This window comes from Sphingopyxis sp. SCN 67-31 (assembly GCF_001725095.1).
Genome location: NZ_MEFH01000061.1, coordinates 73622 through 90294 on the forward strand (window position 1 = coordinate 73622; position 16673 = coordinate 90294).

16 protein-coding genes are annotated in these 16673 nt (G+C 66.4%); 10 read left to right on the top strand and 6 right to left on the bottom strand.

The window, feature by feature from the left end:
- Window positions 1–7: 7 nt before the first annotated feature.
- Window positions 8–1069 (bottom strand): cytochrome c oxidase subunit II, encoded by a 1062-nt coding sequence (coxB, locus tag ABS88_RS12225; RefSeq protein ID WP_076076181.1) that lies wholly within the window; start codon window positions 1067–1069, stop codon window positions 8–10.
- A 230-nt stretch (window positions 1070–1299) separates the two neighbouring features.
- Here coxB and pyrE point away from each other — a divergent pair, with 230 nt between their 5' ends.
- The 5 genes from pyrE to ABS88_RS12250 all read left to right on the top strand — a co-directional run bounded on the left by pyrE (window position 1300) and on the right by ABS88_RS12250 (window position 5031).
- Window positions 1300–1884 carry an orotate phosphoribosyltransferase gene (gene pyrE, locus ABS88_RS12230; protein ID WP_067108887.1) on the top strand — a complete coding sequence of 195 codons (585 nt, stop codon included), beginning with the start codon at window positions 1300–1302 and terminating at the stop codon, window positions 1882–1884.
- Window positions 1881–2624 (top strand): pyridoxine 5'-phosphate synthase, encoded by a 744-nt coding sequence (locus ABS88_RS12235; RefSeq protein WP_076076183.1) that lies wholly within the window; start codon window positions 1881–1883, stop codon window positions 2622–2624. The genes pyrE and ABS88_RS12235 overlap by 4 nt, the downstream gene beginning before the upstream one ends.
- 66 nt (window positions 2625–2690) lie before the next feature.
- Window positions 2691–3098 (top strand): holo-ACP synthase, encoded by a 408-nt coding sequence (gene acpS, locus ABS88_RS12240; protein ID WP_067108890.1) that lies wholly within the window; start codon window positions 2691–2693, stop codon window positions 3096–3098.
- Window positions 3095–3943 (top strand): signal peptidase I, encoded by an 849-nt coding sequence (gene lepB / locus ABS88_RS12245; protein WP_067108893.1) that lies wholly within the window; start codon window positions 3095–3097, stop codon window positions 3941–3943. The genes acpS and lepB overlap by 4 nt, the downstream gene beginning before the upstream one ends.
- Before the next feature lie 5 nt (window positions 3944–3948).
- The gene (locus ABS88_RS12250; protein WP_067108896.1) at window positions 3949–5031 is read left to right on the top strand and encodes an AI-2E family transporter; all 1083 of its coding nucleotides are present in this window, start codon (window positions 3949–3951) and stop codon (window positions 5029–5031) included.
- Between the two features lie 418 nt (window positions 5032–5449).
- Here ABS88_RS12250 and ABS88_RS12255 read toward each other — a convergent pair whose 3' ends face one another.
- The gene (locus ABS88_RS12255; RefSeq protein ID WP_104959772.1) at window positions 5450–5965 is read right to left on the bottom strand and encodes an FKBP-type peptidyl-prolyl cis-trans isomerase; all 516 of its coding nucleotides are present in this window, start codon (window positions 5963–5965) and stop codon (window positions 5450–5452) included.
- A 372-nt stretch (window positions 5966–6337) separates the two neighbouring features.
- Window positions 6338–6544, bottom strand: coding sequence for a 30S ribosomal protein S21 (gene rpsU, locus ABS88_RS12260; protein WP_003047635.1), 207 nt, complete (start codon window positions 6542–6544; stop codon window positions 6338–6340).
- A 263-nt stretch (window positions 6545–6807) separates the two neighbouring features.
- On the opposite strand from rpsU, the gene ABS88_RS12265 reads away from it, so the two are divergent.
- From ABS88_RS12265 to ABS88_RS12280, 4 genes are all read left to right on the top strand, one after another.
- The gene (locus ABS88_RS12265) at window positions 6808–7572 is read left to right on the top strand and encodes a class II aldolase/adducin family protein (protein ID WP_076076186.1); all 765 of its coding nucleotides are present in this window, start codon (window positions 6808–6810) and stop codon (window positions 7570–7572) included.
- A gap of 27 nt (window positions 7573–7599) precedes the next feature.
- Window positions 7600–8145 (top strand): (2Fe-2S)-binding protein, encoded by a 546-nt coding sequence (locus ABS88_RS12270; protein WP_067108905.1) that lies wholly within the window; start codon window positions 7600–7602, stop codon window positions 8143–8145.
- Window positions 8146–8269: 124 nt separating this feature from the next.
- Entirely contained in the window at window positions 8270–9121 is an 852-nt protein-coding gene (locus tag ABS88_RS12275; protein WP_076078008.1) for an RcnB family protein, read from the top strand.
- A gap of 118 nt (window positions 9122–9239) precedes the next feature.
- A complete protein-coding gene (locus ABS88_RS12280; RefSeq protein ID WP_076076187.1) occupies window positions 9240–10511 on the top strand; it encodes a metal-dependent hydrolase family protein in 1272 nt (423 codons plus the stop codon).
- Between the two features lie 7 nt (window positions 10512–10518).
- Here the strand turns inward: ABS88_RS12280 and ABS88_RS12285 are convergent, their stop codons facing one another.
- On the bottom strand, window positions 10519–13161 hold the full coding sequence (locus tag ABS88_RS12285; RefSeq protein WP_076076189.1) for an EAL domain-containing protein: 2643 nt from the start codon (window positions 13159–13161) through the stop codon (window positions 10519–10521).
- Window positions 13162–13306: 145 nt separating this feature from the next.
- Here ABS88_RS12285 and ABS88_RS12290 point away from each other — a divergent pair, with 145 nt between their 5' ends.
- Window positions 13307–14338, top strand: coding sequence for a fatty acid desaturase family protein (locus ABS88_RS12290; RefSeq protein ID WP_286749881.1), 1032 nt, complete (start codon window positions 13307–13309; stop codon window positions 14336–14338).
- Between the two features lie 11 nt (window positions 14339–14349).
- On the opposite strand, the gene ABS88_RS12295 is transcribed toward ABS88_RS12290, so the two are convergent.
- Both ABS88_RS12295 and ABS88_RS12300 read right to left on the bottom strand, forming a co-directional pair.
- Window positions 14350–14829, bottom strand: coding sequence for an asparaginase domain-containing protein (locus tag ABS88_RS12295; RefSeq protein ID WP_076076192.1), 480 nt, complete (start codon window positions 14827–14829; stop codon window positions 14350–14352).
- A 29-nt stretch (window positions 14830–14858) separates the two neighbouring features.
- A complete protein-coding gene (locus tag ABS88_RS12300; RefSeq protein WP_076076193.1) occupies window positions 14859–16475 on the bottom strand; it encodes a lysine--tRNA ligase in 1617 nt (538 codons plus the stop codon).
- Window positions 16476–16673: the final 198 nt, after the last annotated feature.

The following is a 16673-nucleotide window of genomic DNA, read 5'->3' on the forward strand; positions in this document are numbered from 1 at the left end:
CCTTGTCTTAATTCTTGGCTGCCGGAACGGCGGCGGGCGCCGCCGCCGGCGCGGCTTCGGTGGTGGCGGGGACCGGACCGGTCGGCGCCGGCGCGGCCGCGGCGGGCGCCGCGGCTTCAGCGCCGTCGGGGTTGCCACCGCGCGAGCGGACCCACGCCTTCCACTTGTCCATCGGCAGCGCTTCGACCGCGATCGGCATATAGCCGTGATCGACACCGCACAGTTCCGAGCACTGGCCGTAATAGACGCCCGGCTTGGTCACGGTGAAGGTCGTTTCGTTGGCGCGGCCCGGCACCGCGTCCATCTTGATCCAGAAGGACGGCACCGCGAAGCTGTGGATCACGTCAGCGCCGGTGATGATCAGCTTCACCTGCTGCCCGACGGGAACGACCATGCGGTTGTCGACCGCCAGATGATAGGGTTCGCCCGCGGCCGTCGCCTGCTCGGGCGTCAGCATCTTCGACACATATTCGCCGATGCCCTGGTCGGGATAGGCATAGCCCCAATACCATTGATAGCCGGTGACCTTGACCGTCAGCGCATCCTTCTTCGGCGGTTCGTACTGCGCCGCGAGCAGGCGGATCGACGGCACCGCGATCACCGCGAGGATCAGCACGGGAACCGCGGTCCAGATCACTTCGATGATCGTGTTGTGCGAAGTCTTCGAAGGTTCGGGATTGGCGCTGGCGCGATAGCGGACGACCACCCAGAGCAGCAGGCCGAGCACCAGCAGCGAAATGGCGGTGATGACCGGGAGCAGGATGTGGTGGCTGAGGCCATAGGCCTTCTGGCCGAGCACGCTGGCCTGCGGCTGGAAGTTCAGCCCGCCGTCGACCGGCTGCCCGACGCCCGGGACGGGCTTCATCGGCACATAGGTCGCGTCGCCGGCCGGCACCGCGGCCGCGTCCGTCGCGGGCGCCGCCGCGTCGGTCACGGCGGGCGCCGGAGTCGCGACCGGCGTCGCCGCCGGCGCCTCGACCGGTGCGGCGGCGGGAGCCTGCGCCTGCACCACGCCCATGGTGCCGAACGATAAAGCCGCTGCAATTACAAGGGTTTTCAAACTCTTCATAAGAATGGTGCCGCCCGTTGCCTATATTGTTCCCGATATCCAGCCTCGTCCCATCCGACCGCGGATCGCGGATCGCCGATGCCAACGAACGGGCTGAATCTCGCGGGCGCTATAGACCCGCTTGCCGCTTGCCTCAAGCATCTCTAACACTATTTTGCGGCTCGCAAATCTTGGCGACCCCAACCCGCTTCGAAAAAAGCGGGACAACAGGAAGAAAAGACCGTTCTCCCATGACAGACGACGAAATACTGGCCGAGTTCCGCGCTGCCGACGCGCTGTTGCAGGGGCATTTCCTCCTCTCCTCCGGCCGCCACAGCGAATATTATCTGCAATGCGCCCGCGTCCTGATGAATAGCGAGCGCGCCGGGCGGCTTGCCTCCGCGCTCGCGGCCAAGCTGCCGCGCGAGCTGCGGCAGGCGACCGACCTCGTCGTGTCGCCGGCGATGGGCGGCGTCATCATCGGCCACGAGATGGGCCGCGCGCTGGGCAAGCCCGCGATCTTCGTCGAGCGTCCGACCGGCACCTTCGAACTGCGCCGCGGCTTCGCCATCGCCCCCGGCACGAAGGTGCTGATGGTCGAGGACGTGGTCACCACCGGCCTGTCGTCGCGCGAGGCGATGGAGGCGGTGCGCGCGGCGGGCGGCGAAGTGCTGGCCGAAGCGGCGCTGGTCGACCGCTCGGCGGGAAGCAACATCGACCTCGGCGTTCCCTTCTATCCGCTCGTCGCGATCAATTTCCCGACCTATGCCGCCGACGACCTGCCGCCCGAACTGGCGGAAACGCCGGCGATCAAGCCGGGGAGCCGCGCGAATTGAGCGCGTCCCGGTCCGGCCGCCTGCGTCTCGGCGTCAACATCGACCATGTCGCGACGATCCGCAACGCACGCGGCGGCGACCATCCCGATCCGGTGCGCGCGGCGCAGATCGTCGCGGCGGTCGGCGGCGACGGCATCACCGCGCATCTGCGCGAGGACCGGCGCCACATCCGCGACGACGACCTCGCACGCATCCAGACCGCGACCGACCTGCCGCTCAATCTCGAAATGGCCGCGACCGAGGAGATGCTCGCCATCGCGCTGCGCCACGCGCCGCACGCCGCCTGCATCGTTCCCGAAAAGCGCGAGGAGCGCACGACCGAGGGCGGGCTAGACGCGGCGGGGCAGCATAATCATCTCGCGCCGATCGTCGCGCGGCTGGGCGACGCGGGGATTCGCGTCAGCCTGTTCATCGAACCCGACGCGCGCCAGATCGAGGCGGCGATGCGGCTCAGGGCGCCGGTGGTCGAATTCCACACCGGCCGCTATGCCCATGCCGAGGGCGAGGCGCGCGCCATCGAGCTTCGCCGCCTCGCCGACGCCGCGGCGCTCGCGTGGAAGAACGGCATCGAACCGCACGCGGGCCACGGCCTGACCTATGACAATGTCGTCCCCGTCGCCGCGATCCCGCAGATCGCCGAACTCAACATCGGGCACTATCTGATCGGCGAGGCGATCTTCACCGGGCTCGAAAGCGCGGTGCGCCGGATGCGCGAACTGATGGACGAGGCACGGGGATAGGATGATGACCACCGTCATTGCCGCGTCGCCTTCGGCTCCTCGTAATGACGGCCCGCCGGGGTCGTCATGATCATCGGCCTCGGCTCCGACCTGTGCAGCATAGAACGCATCCAGGCGTCGCTCGACCGCTTCGGCGAGCGCTTCGAAAGGCGCGTCTTCACCGACATCGAGCGCGCCAAGGCGGCGCGCCGTCCCTTCACCCGCGCCGGCACCTATGCCAAGCGCTTCGCGGCCAAGGAGGCTTTCTCGAAAGCCGTCGGCACCGGCTTCAAGCGCGGCGTGTTCATGAAGGACATCGGCGTCGTCAACGCGGCGTCGGGCGCGCCGACGCTGGCGCTCACCGGCGGCGCGGCGGCGCGGCTCGCCGAAATGGTGCCGCCGGGGCATGACGTGCATATCCACCTGACGCTGACCGACGACCATCCCTGGGCGCAGGCCTTCGTCATCATCGAGGCGATCAAGGACCGAGCATGACGAAAGCGCATAGCAAGGACGAAGGAAGCTGGGGCAAGCTGGTCCGCGACATCGCGGTGATCCTGCTGCTCGTGCTCGGCATCCACAGCTGCGTCGCCAAGCCTTTCTATATCCCGTCCGATTCGATGATGCCGGTGCTGCGCAATGGCGACCGCCTGATCGTCAGCAAATATCCCTATGGCTGGTCCTACGCCTCGGCCAGCTTCCACCTCGCCCCCCGGACAGAGGGCCGCTGGTTCGCGGCCCTGCCCGCGCGCGGCGACATCGTCGTCCTCGAGCATCCCGAGACGCGGATCGACTATATCAAGCGGGTCATCGGCCTGCCCGGCGACACGATCGAACTGCGCGGCGGTGCGCTGATCATCAACGGCAAGCCGGTGAAGCGCGAAATCCAGCCGATGCTGTCGATCGCGGTCGACCCCAACCTGCCCGGCCCCGACAGCGGCCTCGGCCGTTTCGCGGCGCGCGATGCGGCGGGCCGGCCGGTGCTCGAACTGCCGATCGTGCGCGAAACGCTGCCCGGCGGCGCCACCTTCGACACGATCGACATGGGCCCCGGCTATGTCACCGACGATTTCGGGCCGATCAAGGTGCCGGCCGACCATCTGTTCCTGATGGGCGACAATCGCGACGGCAGCGCCGACAGCCGCGTGCCGAGCAGCATGAAGGGCCTCGGCGGCCCGGTGCCGTTCGAAACGATCGCCGGCCGCGCCGAGATCATCAGCTTTTCGACCGACGGCACCGCGAAATGGTATAATCCGCTGAGCTGGTTCACCGCGCTTCGATCGGGGCGCGCCGGAACCAACCTGCGGCCCGAGCGTGACGGCAGCGCAAACAGGGAGTGACGGGCATGGCGGACAGCAAGACTCGGGGCGAAGCCCCCGGCCCCACCGATATCCGCAACCAGCTTGTCCGCACCGAAATGCTCAAGGCCAGCGTCTGGCTCGGTCTCGCCCTGCTGATCGGCGCCTGCATCATCCTGATCCAGCCGATCCTGCTGATCTTCGCGGGGATCGTGATGGCATCGATGCTAGACGGCGGCGCGCGCCTGCTCGGCCGCGTGCTGCCGATCGCGCGCGGCTGGCGACTGCTGATCGTCTGCCTCGGCATCGTCGCCTTCATGGCGTGGGCGATCCTGTTCGCAGGCTCGCAGATCGCCGACCAGGCCGCCGCGTTGCAGCAGGTGGTGATGGCGCAGATCGACCGCGTCGCTGCCTGGGCGAGCGAGCACGGCATGGGCAATCTGGAGATCGACACCAAGACGGTCACCGACAATCTGGCCGGAACCGTCGGGCGCGTCACCGCGGCGCTAGGCACCGTCTTCGGCGCGCTCACCAGCCTGGTGATGATCATGGTGCTCGGCATCTTCCTCGCGATCGAGCCGCGGCTCTACGAACGCGGTGTGGCGTGGATGCTGCCGATGAAGGCGCGCGAGGATTTCTACATCACCACCGCACGCATGGGTTTCACCCTGCGCCGGCTGATGGCGGGGCGGCTGCTCGGCATGGTGGTCGAAGGGATCGGGACATGGCTCGCCTGCCTGGCGGTCGGCATTCCGATGGCGGTCCTGATGGGTCTGCTGACCGGCTTGCTCGCCTTCATTCCCAACATCGGCGCGATTGTCTCGGGCGTGCTGCTCGTCCTCGTCGGCTTTTCGGCGGGCGTCGATACCGGGCTGTGGGCGATCGCCATCTATTTTTTCGTCCAGACGGTCGACGGCTATCTGATCGTCCCGATGGTCGCGAAACAGACGGTCGACCTCGCGCCCGCGCTGGTGCTGGCGGCGCAGATCCTGCTCGGCACGCTGCTCGGCATCCTCGGCCTGTTCCTCGCCGACCCGATCGTCGCGATGATCAAGGTCGCGCTCGAACGCGAGGCGGAGCGCAATGCCGGCTCGCAGGCCGGTAACAAGAAGGCGGCGACGGGCTCCTGAAGCGCGAGTCTATGGGAATGAATAGCCATCGCTCCCGCGGACGCGGGGCGCGAAACGTCACACGACGCCGACGCACTTTCGTTACCGGGGACAGCGTGGCCAAATCCGCAATCGCTGAAATGGCCTTGGGGATGGATTCCACACACTTCCATCTTGTCATCCCCGCGAAAGCGGGGATCCAGAGCGGACGTCGGCTTACCTTTCCCTGGGTTCCCGCTTTCGCGGGAACGACGAAGTAAGAAACGAGAATGGTGAAATCCGGTCGGCATCAGACGACCGAATCGATCCACGCCGCCCGGAGCCGGATTGTCCGGGGGGTACGTAGCGTGACCTTTGTATACTTTGGAATAATATTACACGCTCGCTAAGCCCGCCCCGGCGGTGCGCATTCGCCGTCCCGAACGGGCCCGGCCGCGCCTTACTGCTGCGGCGCGGGGGCCGGGGCGCCGGGGGCACCGCCCTGCTGCATCATCTGTTGCTGCTGCATCATCTGCTGCATCGCGCGCACTTCGGCCTCGGTGCGGAAGTCGATCAGTTCAACGTCGAAATGCAGTGTGCTGTTCGCGGGAATCGGCCCGACGGCGCGGTCGCCGTACCCGAGCGCGGGCGGGATGCTGATCTTGTACTTGCCGCCCTTCTGCATGCGGGTCAGCGCCTCGGAAAAGCCGGGGACGACCTGCGCCACCTGCATCGGCGCCTGCTCGTTCGAATCGAAGACGGTTCCGTCGTCGAGCTTGCCCTCATATTTGACGAGCACGACATCGCTGATCGTCGGGCTGGGGCCGGTGCCCGCCTTCACCACCTCGAAGCCGATGCGCGGCGTCGTGGAGAAGGCGAAGGCCGTGCCGACCGCGAGCAGCACCGCCAGCCCGATCCACAACAGCCAGAGCCCGCCCTTGCTCACCGGGCGCAATGGAACCGCAGTCACGCTCATCGTTTCGTCCTTCCCCTGCCCCGGTGTCGGGGCGAAAATATCGCGTCGCCTATAGGCGGAGCGACGCGGAAGGGTCCAGAGGCAATATGCGTCGCTTATGCACCGGCCATGCTGACAAGTTGGCGTATATGCCCTCGGACAAGCGCGGGCTTGCACCCCGGCGAAAGCCGGGGTCCAGATGGCGTCGTGCAACCTCGCGTGGACCCCGGCTTTCGCCGGGGAACGGCTATGTGTTGGAAAGGAATGATCACCGGACAAGTTCAGGAGGCAACACAGGCTCGTGCGCCCATCGCATGTCGCGCCCAACGAAAAAGGGCGCCGCGTTGCCGCAGCGCCCTTTTCTCGAATCAGGATCCCGGACGGGAAACGGACTTACTTGATGCCGTCGCGTTCCATCCGCTTGCGCTCCATCTTGCGGGCGCGGCGGACGGCGGCGGCGCGTTCGCGCGCGCGCTTCTCGCTGGGCTTTTCATAGTGACGGCGCAGCTTCATCTCGCGATACACACCCTCCCGCTGCAGCTTCTTCTTGAGCGCGCGAAGGGCCTGGTCGACATTATTGTCGCGAACGATGATCTGCATACGCCGTGTCGTCTCCTGTTCGTCCAAACGGTTCTGGCGCCGGATAGAATGCCGGTATGCCGTGACCGCCGATATTCGGGCAATAAAAAGAGCGCCGCGACACCGCGACGTTCGGATGCAGCGCCCCTAAAGAGATTCGCGCCGAAATGCAAGCCCCGACGCGGCGGACCGGCCGCGGTTCGCGCGCAGCCGGGATTGTGCCCCGCCCCGCGCCTGTGGCATAGGTAGCAGGACGAAACCCAAAGCAGAAAGAGGATCAGGCCATGGCGACCCAGCTCAAGCGCAACAGCAAGTACAGCGAAGCCGAGTGGACGGCGCGGCAGGAACTCGCCGCCTGTTACCGCATCTTCGCGATGATGGGCTGGGACGAGATGATCTTCAACCACATCACGGTGAAGCTGCCCGACGAGGACGGCAGCTATCTGATCAACCCCTATGGCATGCATTTCAGCGAGGTCACCGCGTCGAGCCTGATCAAGATCGACATCGACGGCAACAAGGTCGACGCCGACAATCCGTGGCACGTCAACAAGGCGGGTTTCGTCCAGCACAGCCTGTTCCACCGCGCGCTGCCCGACGCGCATGCGATCATCCACACCCACACCACCGCGACGATGGCGGTCTGCTCGCTCGAAGGCGGACTGCAGCCGACCAATTTCTATGCCTGCAACTATATGGGCCAGATCGCCTATCACGACTTCGAGGGCATCACGGTGCGCGAGGAGGAGGGCGAGCGCCTGCTCGAGCATCTGGGCGACAAGCGCATCCTGATGCTGAAGAATCACGGCCCCGTCGTGATGGGCCGCAGCCTGCCCGAGGCGTTCATCAAATATTGGGCGCTCCAGCGCGCGTGCGAAATCCAGCTCGCGACGATGAGCATGGGCCAGCCGGTGCTGATCGGCGACGATGTCGTGAAGGTCCACCAGCGCGACCTTTACCAGGCGCAGATTCCGGGCGGCGCCGGCAAGGCCGAATTCGACGCGATGGTGCGCAAGGTCGACAGGATCGACACGAGCTGGCGTGACTAATCCGCACCTTTCGCTATTGCGGATCGCATGACGAAATTCTCGGTCAACGACCGTCCGGTCGAATATCGCATGGACCCCGAAACGCCCCTGCTGTGGGCGCTGCGCGATGCGTCGAACCTGACCGGGACCAAATATGGCTGCGGCACCGGTGATTGCGGCGCCTGCACCGTCGACATCGACGGCGAGGCGATCCGCAGCTGCCTGGTCACCATCGCCGAATGCGAAGGGCGCTTCGTCACCACCATCGAAGGCCTGTCGCGCGATCGCAGCCACCCGGTCCAGCAGGCCTGGGTCGCCGAGCAGGTGCCGCAATGCGGCTTTTGCCAGTCGGGAATGATCATGACCGCCGCGGCGCTGCTCCGCAAGAACAGCAACCCCGGCGATGCGGAGATCGACGCGGCGATGACCAACATCTGCCGCTGCGGCACCTATCCGCGCATCCGCGCCGCGATCCGCCTCGCCGGACGGGTGCTGCGCGGGGAGGAACGGATCGCCGCGGCGCCGCCCCCCGGCATCCGGCCCGAGGATGCGGCGCGCGCCGTTCCCGCGCTGCGTCCTCCGCCGGGACGCTGACCCGCAAGCTGAACCGCAGGCAACATCACGGTTCAGCGGTGACTCATCTTGTCCGCGGTAACTTTCGATTCATCTTCCCGGCTGGCCCCTCCAGCATGCGGGACATGAATTGGAGAATGGCGAGATGAAGAATTGGATCGGAGGGTTGCTGATCGCCGCGACGATGCTGACCCCCATCGCCCCCGCAGCCGCGCAGGCGCGCGACGGCCATCAGTGGAGCCAGCGCGGTAGCGGCGGCGATCGCGGCGCGCGTAGTGCCGGTCCCCGCAGCGAAGCGCGCGGCCAGCGTCAGCAGGCCCCGCGCCCGCAGATGCGCCAGCAACAGCCGGTTCAGCCGCGCGCCGAGCGTAGCCAGCGCTGGAACGGGCAACAGCAACGTCCGCAGCAGCAGCAACGCCAGCAATGGCAGCGCCCGCAGCAGCGCACCGAAACACCGCGGAGCGACACGCAGCGTCAGCGCGGCACCACCTATGACCGGAGCCGTGACAGCCGCACCGATCGCCAGTGGGACCGCAACCGCAACGGGCAGGTCGACCGTCGCTCGGACCGCAATCGCAGCGGCACTGTCGACCGCCGTTGGGACCGCCGTAACGACAATCGCATCGACCGGCGGAACGACCGCAATCGCGTCGCCGACCGCCGCTACCGCGACAACCGGTCCGGCAACAACTGGAACCGCAGCTGGCGCGACGATCGCCGCTACGACTGGCGCAGCTATCGCGATCGCAACCGCAGCTATTACCGGATGCCGCGCTATTACAATCCGTATCGCGGACGCAGCTACACCCGGTTCAGCATCGGCTTCACGCTCGGATCGCTGTTCTACGGCCAGCGCTACTGGATCAACGATCCCGGCTATTATCGCCTGCCGCCCGCCTACGGCCCCTACCGCTGGGTCCGCTATTATGACGACGCGCTGCTCGTCGATACCTATTCGGGCGAAGTGGTCGACGTCATCTACGACTTCTTCTGGTAATATTCCTTTCGGTTACCGGAAGCTCCCTGAAGGGCCGGCTCTTGCGCCGGCCCTTCTTTTATGCGCATTCCCCATTATCGCGCCGCGTCGTCACGGCCGGAAAGACAGGGGAAACACTATGCGCAAACTGGGCCTGGTCGCCGCAGCGACATGCGCGCTGATGAGCAGCGCCGCCATCGCCAAGACCACCTTCATCTATGCCGGCCATGTCATCACCGACGTCACCCAGCCGGCGCAGGGACCGTCGACCGTCATCGTCACCGACGACCACATCACCTCGATCGCGCCCGGCCGCGTCGACGCGCCCGCGGGTGCCGAGATCGTCGACCTCGGCGACAAGACCTTGCTTCCCGGCCTGATCGACCTGCACGTCCACCTGACCGGCGATCCCGGCGGCGATTATCGCTCGGAAGCCGTCGAGCCTGACGAATGGGGCGTCGTGGTCGGCGAAAAGAATGCGCGGATCACGCTGCGCGCCGGCTTCACCACCGTCCGCGAGGCGGGATCGGCGCAATATACCGCCTTCGCGCTGCGCCGCGGCACCGCCGAAGGCCTGATCGAGGGGCCGCGTATCGTCGCCGCCGGTCCGGCGCTCGCGATCATCGGCGGACATGGCGACGTCACCGGCTTCCGCGAGGATATCCACGCGGTGCTCGACCAGGGCTACACCTGCACCGGCGCGGTCGAGTGCGCCGAAAAGGTCCGCAAGGCGTCGCGAGCGGGCGCCGATGTCATCAAGATCACCGCGACGGGCGGCGTGCTGTCGCAGCAGGGCCGCGGGCTCGGCGCGCATTTCTCGAATGCCGAGATGGAGAGCATCGCCGAAACGGCGCATTCGCTCGGATTGAAGGTGATGGCGCATGCGCACGGCGCGCGCGGCATCGAATCGGCGGCCGCCGCGGGAATCGACAGCATCGAGCACGGCACCTTCGCCGACGAGGCGGCGCTGAAGGTCATGAAGGCGAAGGGCACCTATATGGTCCCGACGCTGATGGCGTTCGAGGGTATCCGCGAGCGGCTCGGCAAGGGCATCTATACGCCGACGGTCGAAGCGAAGGTGCGGATGACGCTGAACGACGTCGGCAAGGCGATGGCGCGCGCGAAAGCGCTGGGCGTTCCGATCGCCTTCGGCACCGACGCCGGCGTTTTCGAGCATGGACGCAATACCCACGAGTTCGCGCTGCTCGTCGAGCATGGCCTGACGCCGCGCGAGGCGCTGGCAAGCGCGACCACCGTCGCCGCGCGCCTGTTGTCGATGGAGAATGAGATCGGCCGCCTCGCCCCCGGCATGTCGGCCGACATGATCGCCGTGTCGGGCGATCCGCTGAGCGACGTGACGACGCTCGAAAAGGTCGATTGGGTGATGACGCGCGGGCGGATCGCCGGCTGACCGGCGGTCAGGCCGCGCGCTCGATCCGTCCCGATCCGTCACTCGCCGGGCGCGGCTGACCGATCAACCGCGCGGTCTCGACCGCTTCGGCGAAGCGGACGCCGACGCGATTCGCATCCGACCAGCGCGCTTCGGCCTCGATCGTCAGGTCGGGGCCGAATTCGAGGGTCAGCGGCGTTCCTTCGGGTACGTTCCACAGTCCCTCGACCAGCGCGCCGCGTGACGAGACATTGCGGACGATGGCGTCGTAATCATGGCCGCCGCTGTGGACGCGAATGGTGCGGAAGGTCCGCAGCCGCGTCTCCCGCACGCTCTTGAACCCCTGCGCGACGACCTGTCCGCCTCCGGCATCGAGAAGTGCGAGCACCTCGTCGACATCCATCGGCTTGCCATAGATATAGCCTTGGACATGGCTGCATCCGAGGCCGCGGATCAGCGCGAGGTCATCGTGCGTCTCGACGCCCTCCGCGGTCGTTTCCATGCCCAGCGCATCGGCGAGGCTGACGATCGACGCGATGATCGCCGCATTCATGCTGCTCTTGTCGGCGGCGCCGAGCACGAAGCTCTGGTCGATCTTGATCTTGTCGAACGGCGCTTTCTTCAGATAGCCGAGCGCCGAATAGCCGGTGCCGAAATCATCGAGCGCAAGGCGCACGCCGGTGCGCTTGAGCCGCTGGAACATCTCCAGATTCTCGGGGCTTTCGTCGAGGAATATCCCCTCGGTGATTTCCAGTTCGAGCTGTTCGGGGCGAATGCCAGATGCCGACAGCGCGCTCATCACCGTCGCGGGCAGCTTTTCATTGGCGAATTGCCGCGGCGATACGTTGACCGCAACGCGATAATCGGGGCCAAGGCGCGCGATCGTGTCGCATGCGGTGCGGATGATCCATTCGCCGATCGGGACGATCAGGTTCGAATCCTCGGCGATGGGGATGAATTTCGACGGGCTGACGACATTTCCCGTGTCGCGGCGCCAGCGGATCAGCGCCTCGAAGCCCGAGATGCGCTCGCTCTTCACGTCGACGATCGGCTGATAGAACAGCGCCAGTTCGTCGCGCGCCAGCGCCTCGCGCAGCGAATCCTCGATCGCTTTCCGCTCGCTCGCCTGATCGTGCATCGCGTCGGCATAGAAACGATAGACGCCGCGCCCCGCGTCCTTCGCGGCATAGAGCGCAAGGTCGGCGTTGCGGACGAGCGACGAGGCGGAAATGCCCCGCCCTTCCGACACCGCGATGCCGATCGACGATCCGATGCGCACCTGCTCACCCTCGATGGCGAAGGGCTTGGCGAGGCTGAGGATGATCGCGTTGGCGATGCCGGCGAGCTTTTCGGGCTGGACCATCTGCGGCAGCACGATCTGGAACTCGTCGCCGCCCAGACGGCCGACCTGCCCCCTGTCGCCGACGATCTGGGTCAGCCGCCCCGCCACCTGCTGCAGAAGCTGATCGCCGACCGGATGGCCCAGCGTGTCGTTGACCGCCTTGAAACGATCGAGGTCCATCAGCAGCAGCGCGCAGGGCTGAGGCTGGCCAACGTGATTGCGGAGCGCGCGTTCGAGCAGGTCGGCGATATGCCGCCGGTTGGCTAGCCCGGTGAGCGTATCGTAGCGCGCGAGCTGGTTGATCTCGCGCTCCGACCGCTTCATCTCGGTCAGGTCGGTACCGCTGCCGCGGAATCCCTGGAAATTGCCGAGTTCGTTGCTGATCGGATTGCCCGAGATCGACCACCAGCGCTCCTCGCCCGGCACCGCCGCCTGCACCGTCAGTTCCTTGAACGGCGTGCGCGACGACAGGCTGAAGCCTAGCGTGCGTTCTTCGCTTTCATCGTTGCCGAGCCGGCGGCGGATGATGTCGGTGAAGGGCCGGCCGAGCAGGTCGCCGAGCGGCCGGCCGAGCTTCGCCGCGACCGTCGGCGAGATATAGACGAGCTGGCCGTGGCGGTCGGTTTCCCAGAACCAGCCGCGCCCCGCCCTTTCGAAATCGCGCACGAGGCCCAGCGCGCGCTGCTGTTCGCTGACCGCCAGACGGGCTGCCCGCGTCGCGCGGCGCTGGTGCCGGATATCCTCGCGCATCATCACGATGAGCAGGCCGAGAAAGACGAGGCCCGCGACCGCGAAGGGCCACGACGCGGCGCCGAGCGCGCCGCCGAGCGCGCTGGCGCCGGCGAAGGCGAAGAAGGCGGGCCGCGCGATCGCCGCGGCCGAGGCGGCGACGAGGATCGAGCCCGCCTGGATCGCCAGGACGGCGTCGAACCAGCCGGCGCGATCGGGCGCCGCAATCTCGGCAAAAGTCGATGCGGAGGTGAGCAGGCTTCCTGCGGCAAGCAGGCCCAGACACAGCGGGACGGTCAGCCGCGGGTCGGGCAGCGCCGCGACCCGGCGGCCGCGTGCGACCTGACCGATCACCGTCAACGCAAGGTCGCACAGCAATCCCGCTGCCATCGGCGCCCAATGCAGCGGCGACGCCAGAAAGGGCGACGGGCCGGGAAAGAAAGCGAAGGCAAAGAAGCCGAGCGAACGCGCGATCAGCACATAGTGCCAGAGCTGCGCGACCCGCATCAGCCGCGCCACGAAGTCGGGCGAATCGAACAGCGACACATCCCCGGACGCTTCGCCGATGGCCGGCCGTGTGATGATGCGTTTCGCCCCCAAGATCGTATCATTCCTGCTGGAAGGGATCACCGCCCCTCTTTCAGAAAGGGGTTTCCAAATCCTTAGTCCTACCCGGCGAAACTCCTGATTTTGTGCCAGAATGGACGATGTTCCGTTTCATGGCGAAACTTGTTAGGATCGGCCCATGCCTGCCGTCCGCCTGCTGCCGCCCGACCGCTTTTTCGACCGCGCGCAATGGTCCGCCATCACGCGCGTTTCGGCGTGGCGGGGGCCGTGGCTCGTCGCGCATGCGTGGATCGTCAGCATCGCCGCAGTGGGGCTTGCCGCCTGGGCACAGAACCCGGTCGGCTGGCTGCTGGCGATCATCCTCGTCGGTGGACGCCAGCTCGGCCTCGCGATCCTGATGCACGAGGCGGCGCACGGACTGCTCCACCCGAAGCGCAAGGTGAACAATTTCCTTGGTCAGTGGCTGACCGGTGCCGCGACCGGATCGGACCTGTTCGCCTATCGCACCTACCACCTCCAGCATCACAAGTTCACCCAGCAGCCCGAGGACCCCGACCTGTCGCTGTCGAAGCCGTTTCCGACGACGCGCGCCAGCCTGTGGCGCAAGGTGGTCCGCGACCTGACCGGGCAGACCTTCCTCAAGCAGCGCACTGCGCAGTTCCGCTTTGCGCTCGTCGGGCTCAGGGCGATGCTGCGCGGCGAAGGCGGCGCGAAAGGACTTGGCGGAACGCGCGCCGGAACGCCCTTCAACCGGCAGTCCGACGACGGCATGACGGCGCCGACGATCGACGCCGCCGGCGCGATGGCGGTGACGCGCGCGGTCGGCCGGTTCCTGCTCGTGCAGGCGGTACTGCTCGCCGCGTCGCTGATCCTCTATGGCTGGACCCCATGGCTGCTGTGGACGCTGAGCCTCGCGACGACCTTCCAGCTTTACCTGCGCATCCGCAACATCGCCGAACATGCCTGCACGACGACGGGCAGCGACGATCCCTTCACGCATGCGCGCACCACCCATGCCGGCTGGATCGCGCGCGCCACCGTGGCGCCCTATTGGGTCAATTATCACGCCGAGCACCACCTGTTCATGGGCGTGCCCTGCGATCGCCTGCCCGCCGTCCATGCGATGCTGGGCGAAGCCGGGCGGCACGAGGCGATGACGATCGCGCCTCATTACCGCGCGGTGCTGCGTCAGATCACCGCGAAAGGCTGACCCGGCGCCCCCTATTGCCGGACGAAGCGCTGGCCGGCGCGGTCCTTCACGGTCGTCGCGGGGTCGAAGATCATGCCGTTCATCGCGATATAGACGCCCGGCGACAGCGTCTGCACCGCGGCGAGCGCGAAGCCGACGTTGAATTCGGCATCGCTCGCGCGCACCGAGGCGGGCTGCATCGCGCCGGTCATCACAATCGTCTTGCCGGGGATTCCCGCCAGCACCCGCCCGGTCAGGACCATGGTGTCGGTGCCGTGGGTGACGAGGATGCGCGCCGCGTCGCTCGCCGCCACCGCGGCGCGGATCGCCTCGCGGTCGGCATCGTCCAGTTCGAGACTGTCCTTGCGCATCAGCTGCGTGACGCGATGCGGGACATGGACGTTATTCTCGCGCAGCATGTCGGGGATCGCCGCAGGCCCGATCTGGAATTCGGATAAGGCATCGAAATAGACCTTGTCGATCGTTCCGCCGGTGGTGAAGATGTCGATCATATAAGGCCCGCCTCAAAAACAAGGGTCGATTACGCCAAAGCCTCCGCGATCAGCCGCCGCGTGTTGGCGATGCCAAACAGCGCGATGAAGCTACCCATGCGCGGCCCGGCGCTCGACCCGAGCAGCGTCTCGTAGAGCGCCTTGAACCATTCGCGCAGGTTTTCAAAGCCATAGGCCTCGTCCTTGCCAATCTCGTAGACAATGTTCTGGATGTCGTCCGCGGCGGTATCGGCGGGCAGCGCGGCGAGCCGCGCGTCGAGTTCCGCGAGCGCCGCCACCTCGCCGCCGCGCGGCTTGCGGCGCTGGAGCGTCGGCGCGACATAGTCGCGGTTGTAGGCCATCGCATTGTCGATCAGCCGGTCGAGCTCGGGCCAGGTCGCCGCGTCCGCCCCCGCGACATATTGGCCGAGGTAGCGCCAGATCTGCTCCTTCGACGCATCGGCGCCCATCACCCCGACGAGGTTTAGGAGCAGGCCGAAGCTCACCGGCAGTTCGGTCGCGGGCACCGCCTCGCCGCGCGCGGCGTGGACGTGATGCACCGGATTGCCGAGCTTCTTGTCCGGTTCCTGCGCCGAGTAATTGCCGCGCATCTGGAGATATTCGTCGATCGCCTTGGGGATCACGCCGATATGAAGCTGTTTCGCCGCCTTGGGTTCGCGATAGGCATAGAAAGCGAGGCTTTCCTCGCTGCCATAGGTCAGCCACTGCTCGATCGACAGGCCGTTGCCCTTCGATTTCGAGATTTTTTCGCCCTTTTCGTCGAGGAACATCTCGTAGATCAGCCCCTCAGGCTTGCGGCCGCCGAGTGCGCGCGCGATCTTGCCCGACTGGACGCCGCTGTCGGTCAGGTCCTTGCCGTACATCTCGTAATCGACGCCGAGCGCGACCCAGCGCATCGCCCAGTCGACCTTCCATTGCAGCTTGGCACCCCCCGACAGGATGCTGTGAGTGATCACAGTCCCATCGTCCTCGAACGACACCAGCCCCGCGTCGGCGTCGACCACCGTCACCGGAACCTGGAGCACGATGCCCGAGGTCGGGCTGATCGGCAGCACCGGCGAATAGGTCGCCGCACGCTCGGCGCGCAGCGTCGGCAGCATGATCGCCATGATCGCGTCATAGTGGCGCAGGACATTCTTCAGCGCGTCGTCGAACGCCCCCGACCGATAGCGTTCGGTCGAGCTGACGAATTCGTAATCGAAGCCGAAACGATCGAGAAAATCGCGCAGCATCGCATTGTTATGATGCGCGAAACTTTCATATTTGCCGAACGGGTCGGGAATGGCGGTGAGCGGCTTGCCCAGATGTTCGCGCAGCATTTCCTGCTGCGGGACATTGTCGGGCACCTTGCGCAGGCCGTCCATGTCGTCGCTGAACGCCACCAGCCGGGTCGGCGCAGGCACTCCGGATTCATTGGCGGTCAGCGTCTGATAGGCGCGGCGGACCATCGTCGTGCGCAGCACCTCGTTGAAGGTGCCGATATGCGGCAACCCCGACGGGCCATAGCCGGTTTCGAAGACGACGGGCTGCCCCCCCGGCTTGCCGTCTGGATAGCGTTTGACCAGCTTGCGCGCTTCCTCGAACGGCCAGGCCTTTGAGGTTAGCGCGGGTTCGCGCAGCGACGGATGGAGATGAAAGTCGGTCATGGCGCGCCCATAGCGGCAACGGGCGCCCAAGGGAAGAAGGGCGGATTTCCGCGCAACTTCACAGTGGAAACGCATGGGTGACCGCGCCGATCATCGCTTAAAGCCACAAAAGCCCCGCTCGCGCAGTGCATTTTTGTGGCCTTTATGGCTTTAGGCAGCGCCTCTCCTGCCGAAGGGCAAATGGCGAATGGGGGCGCA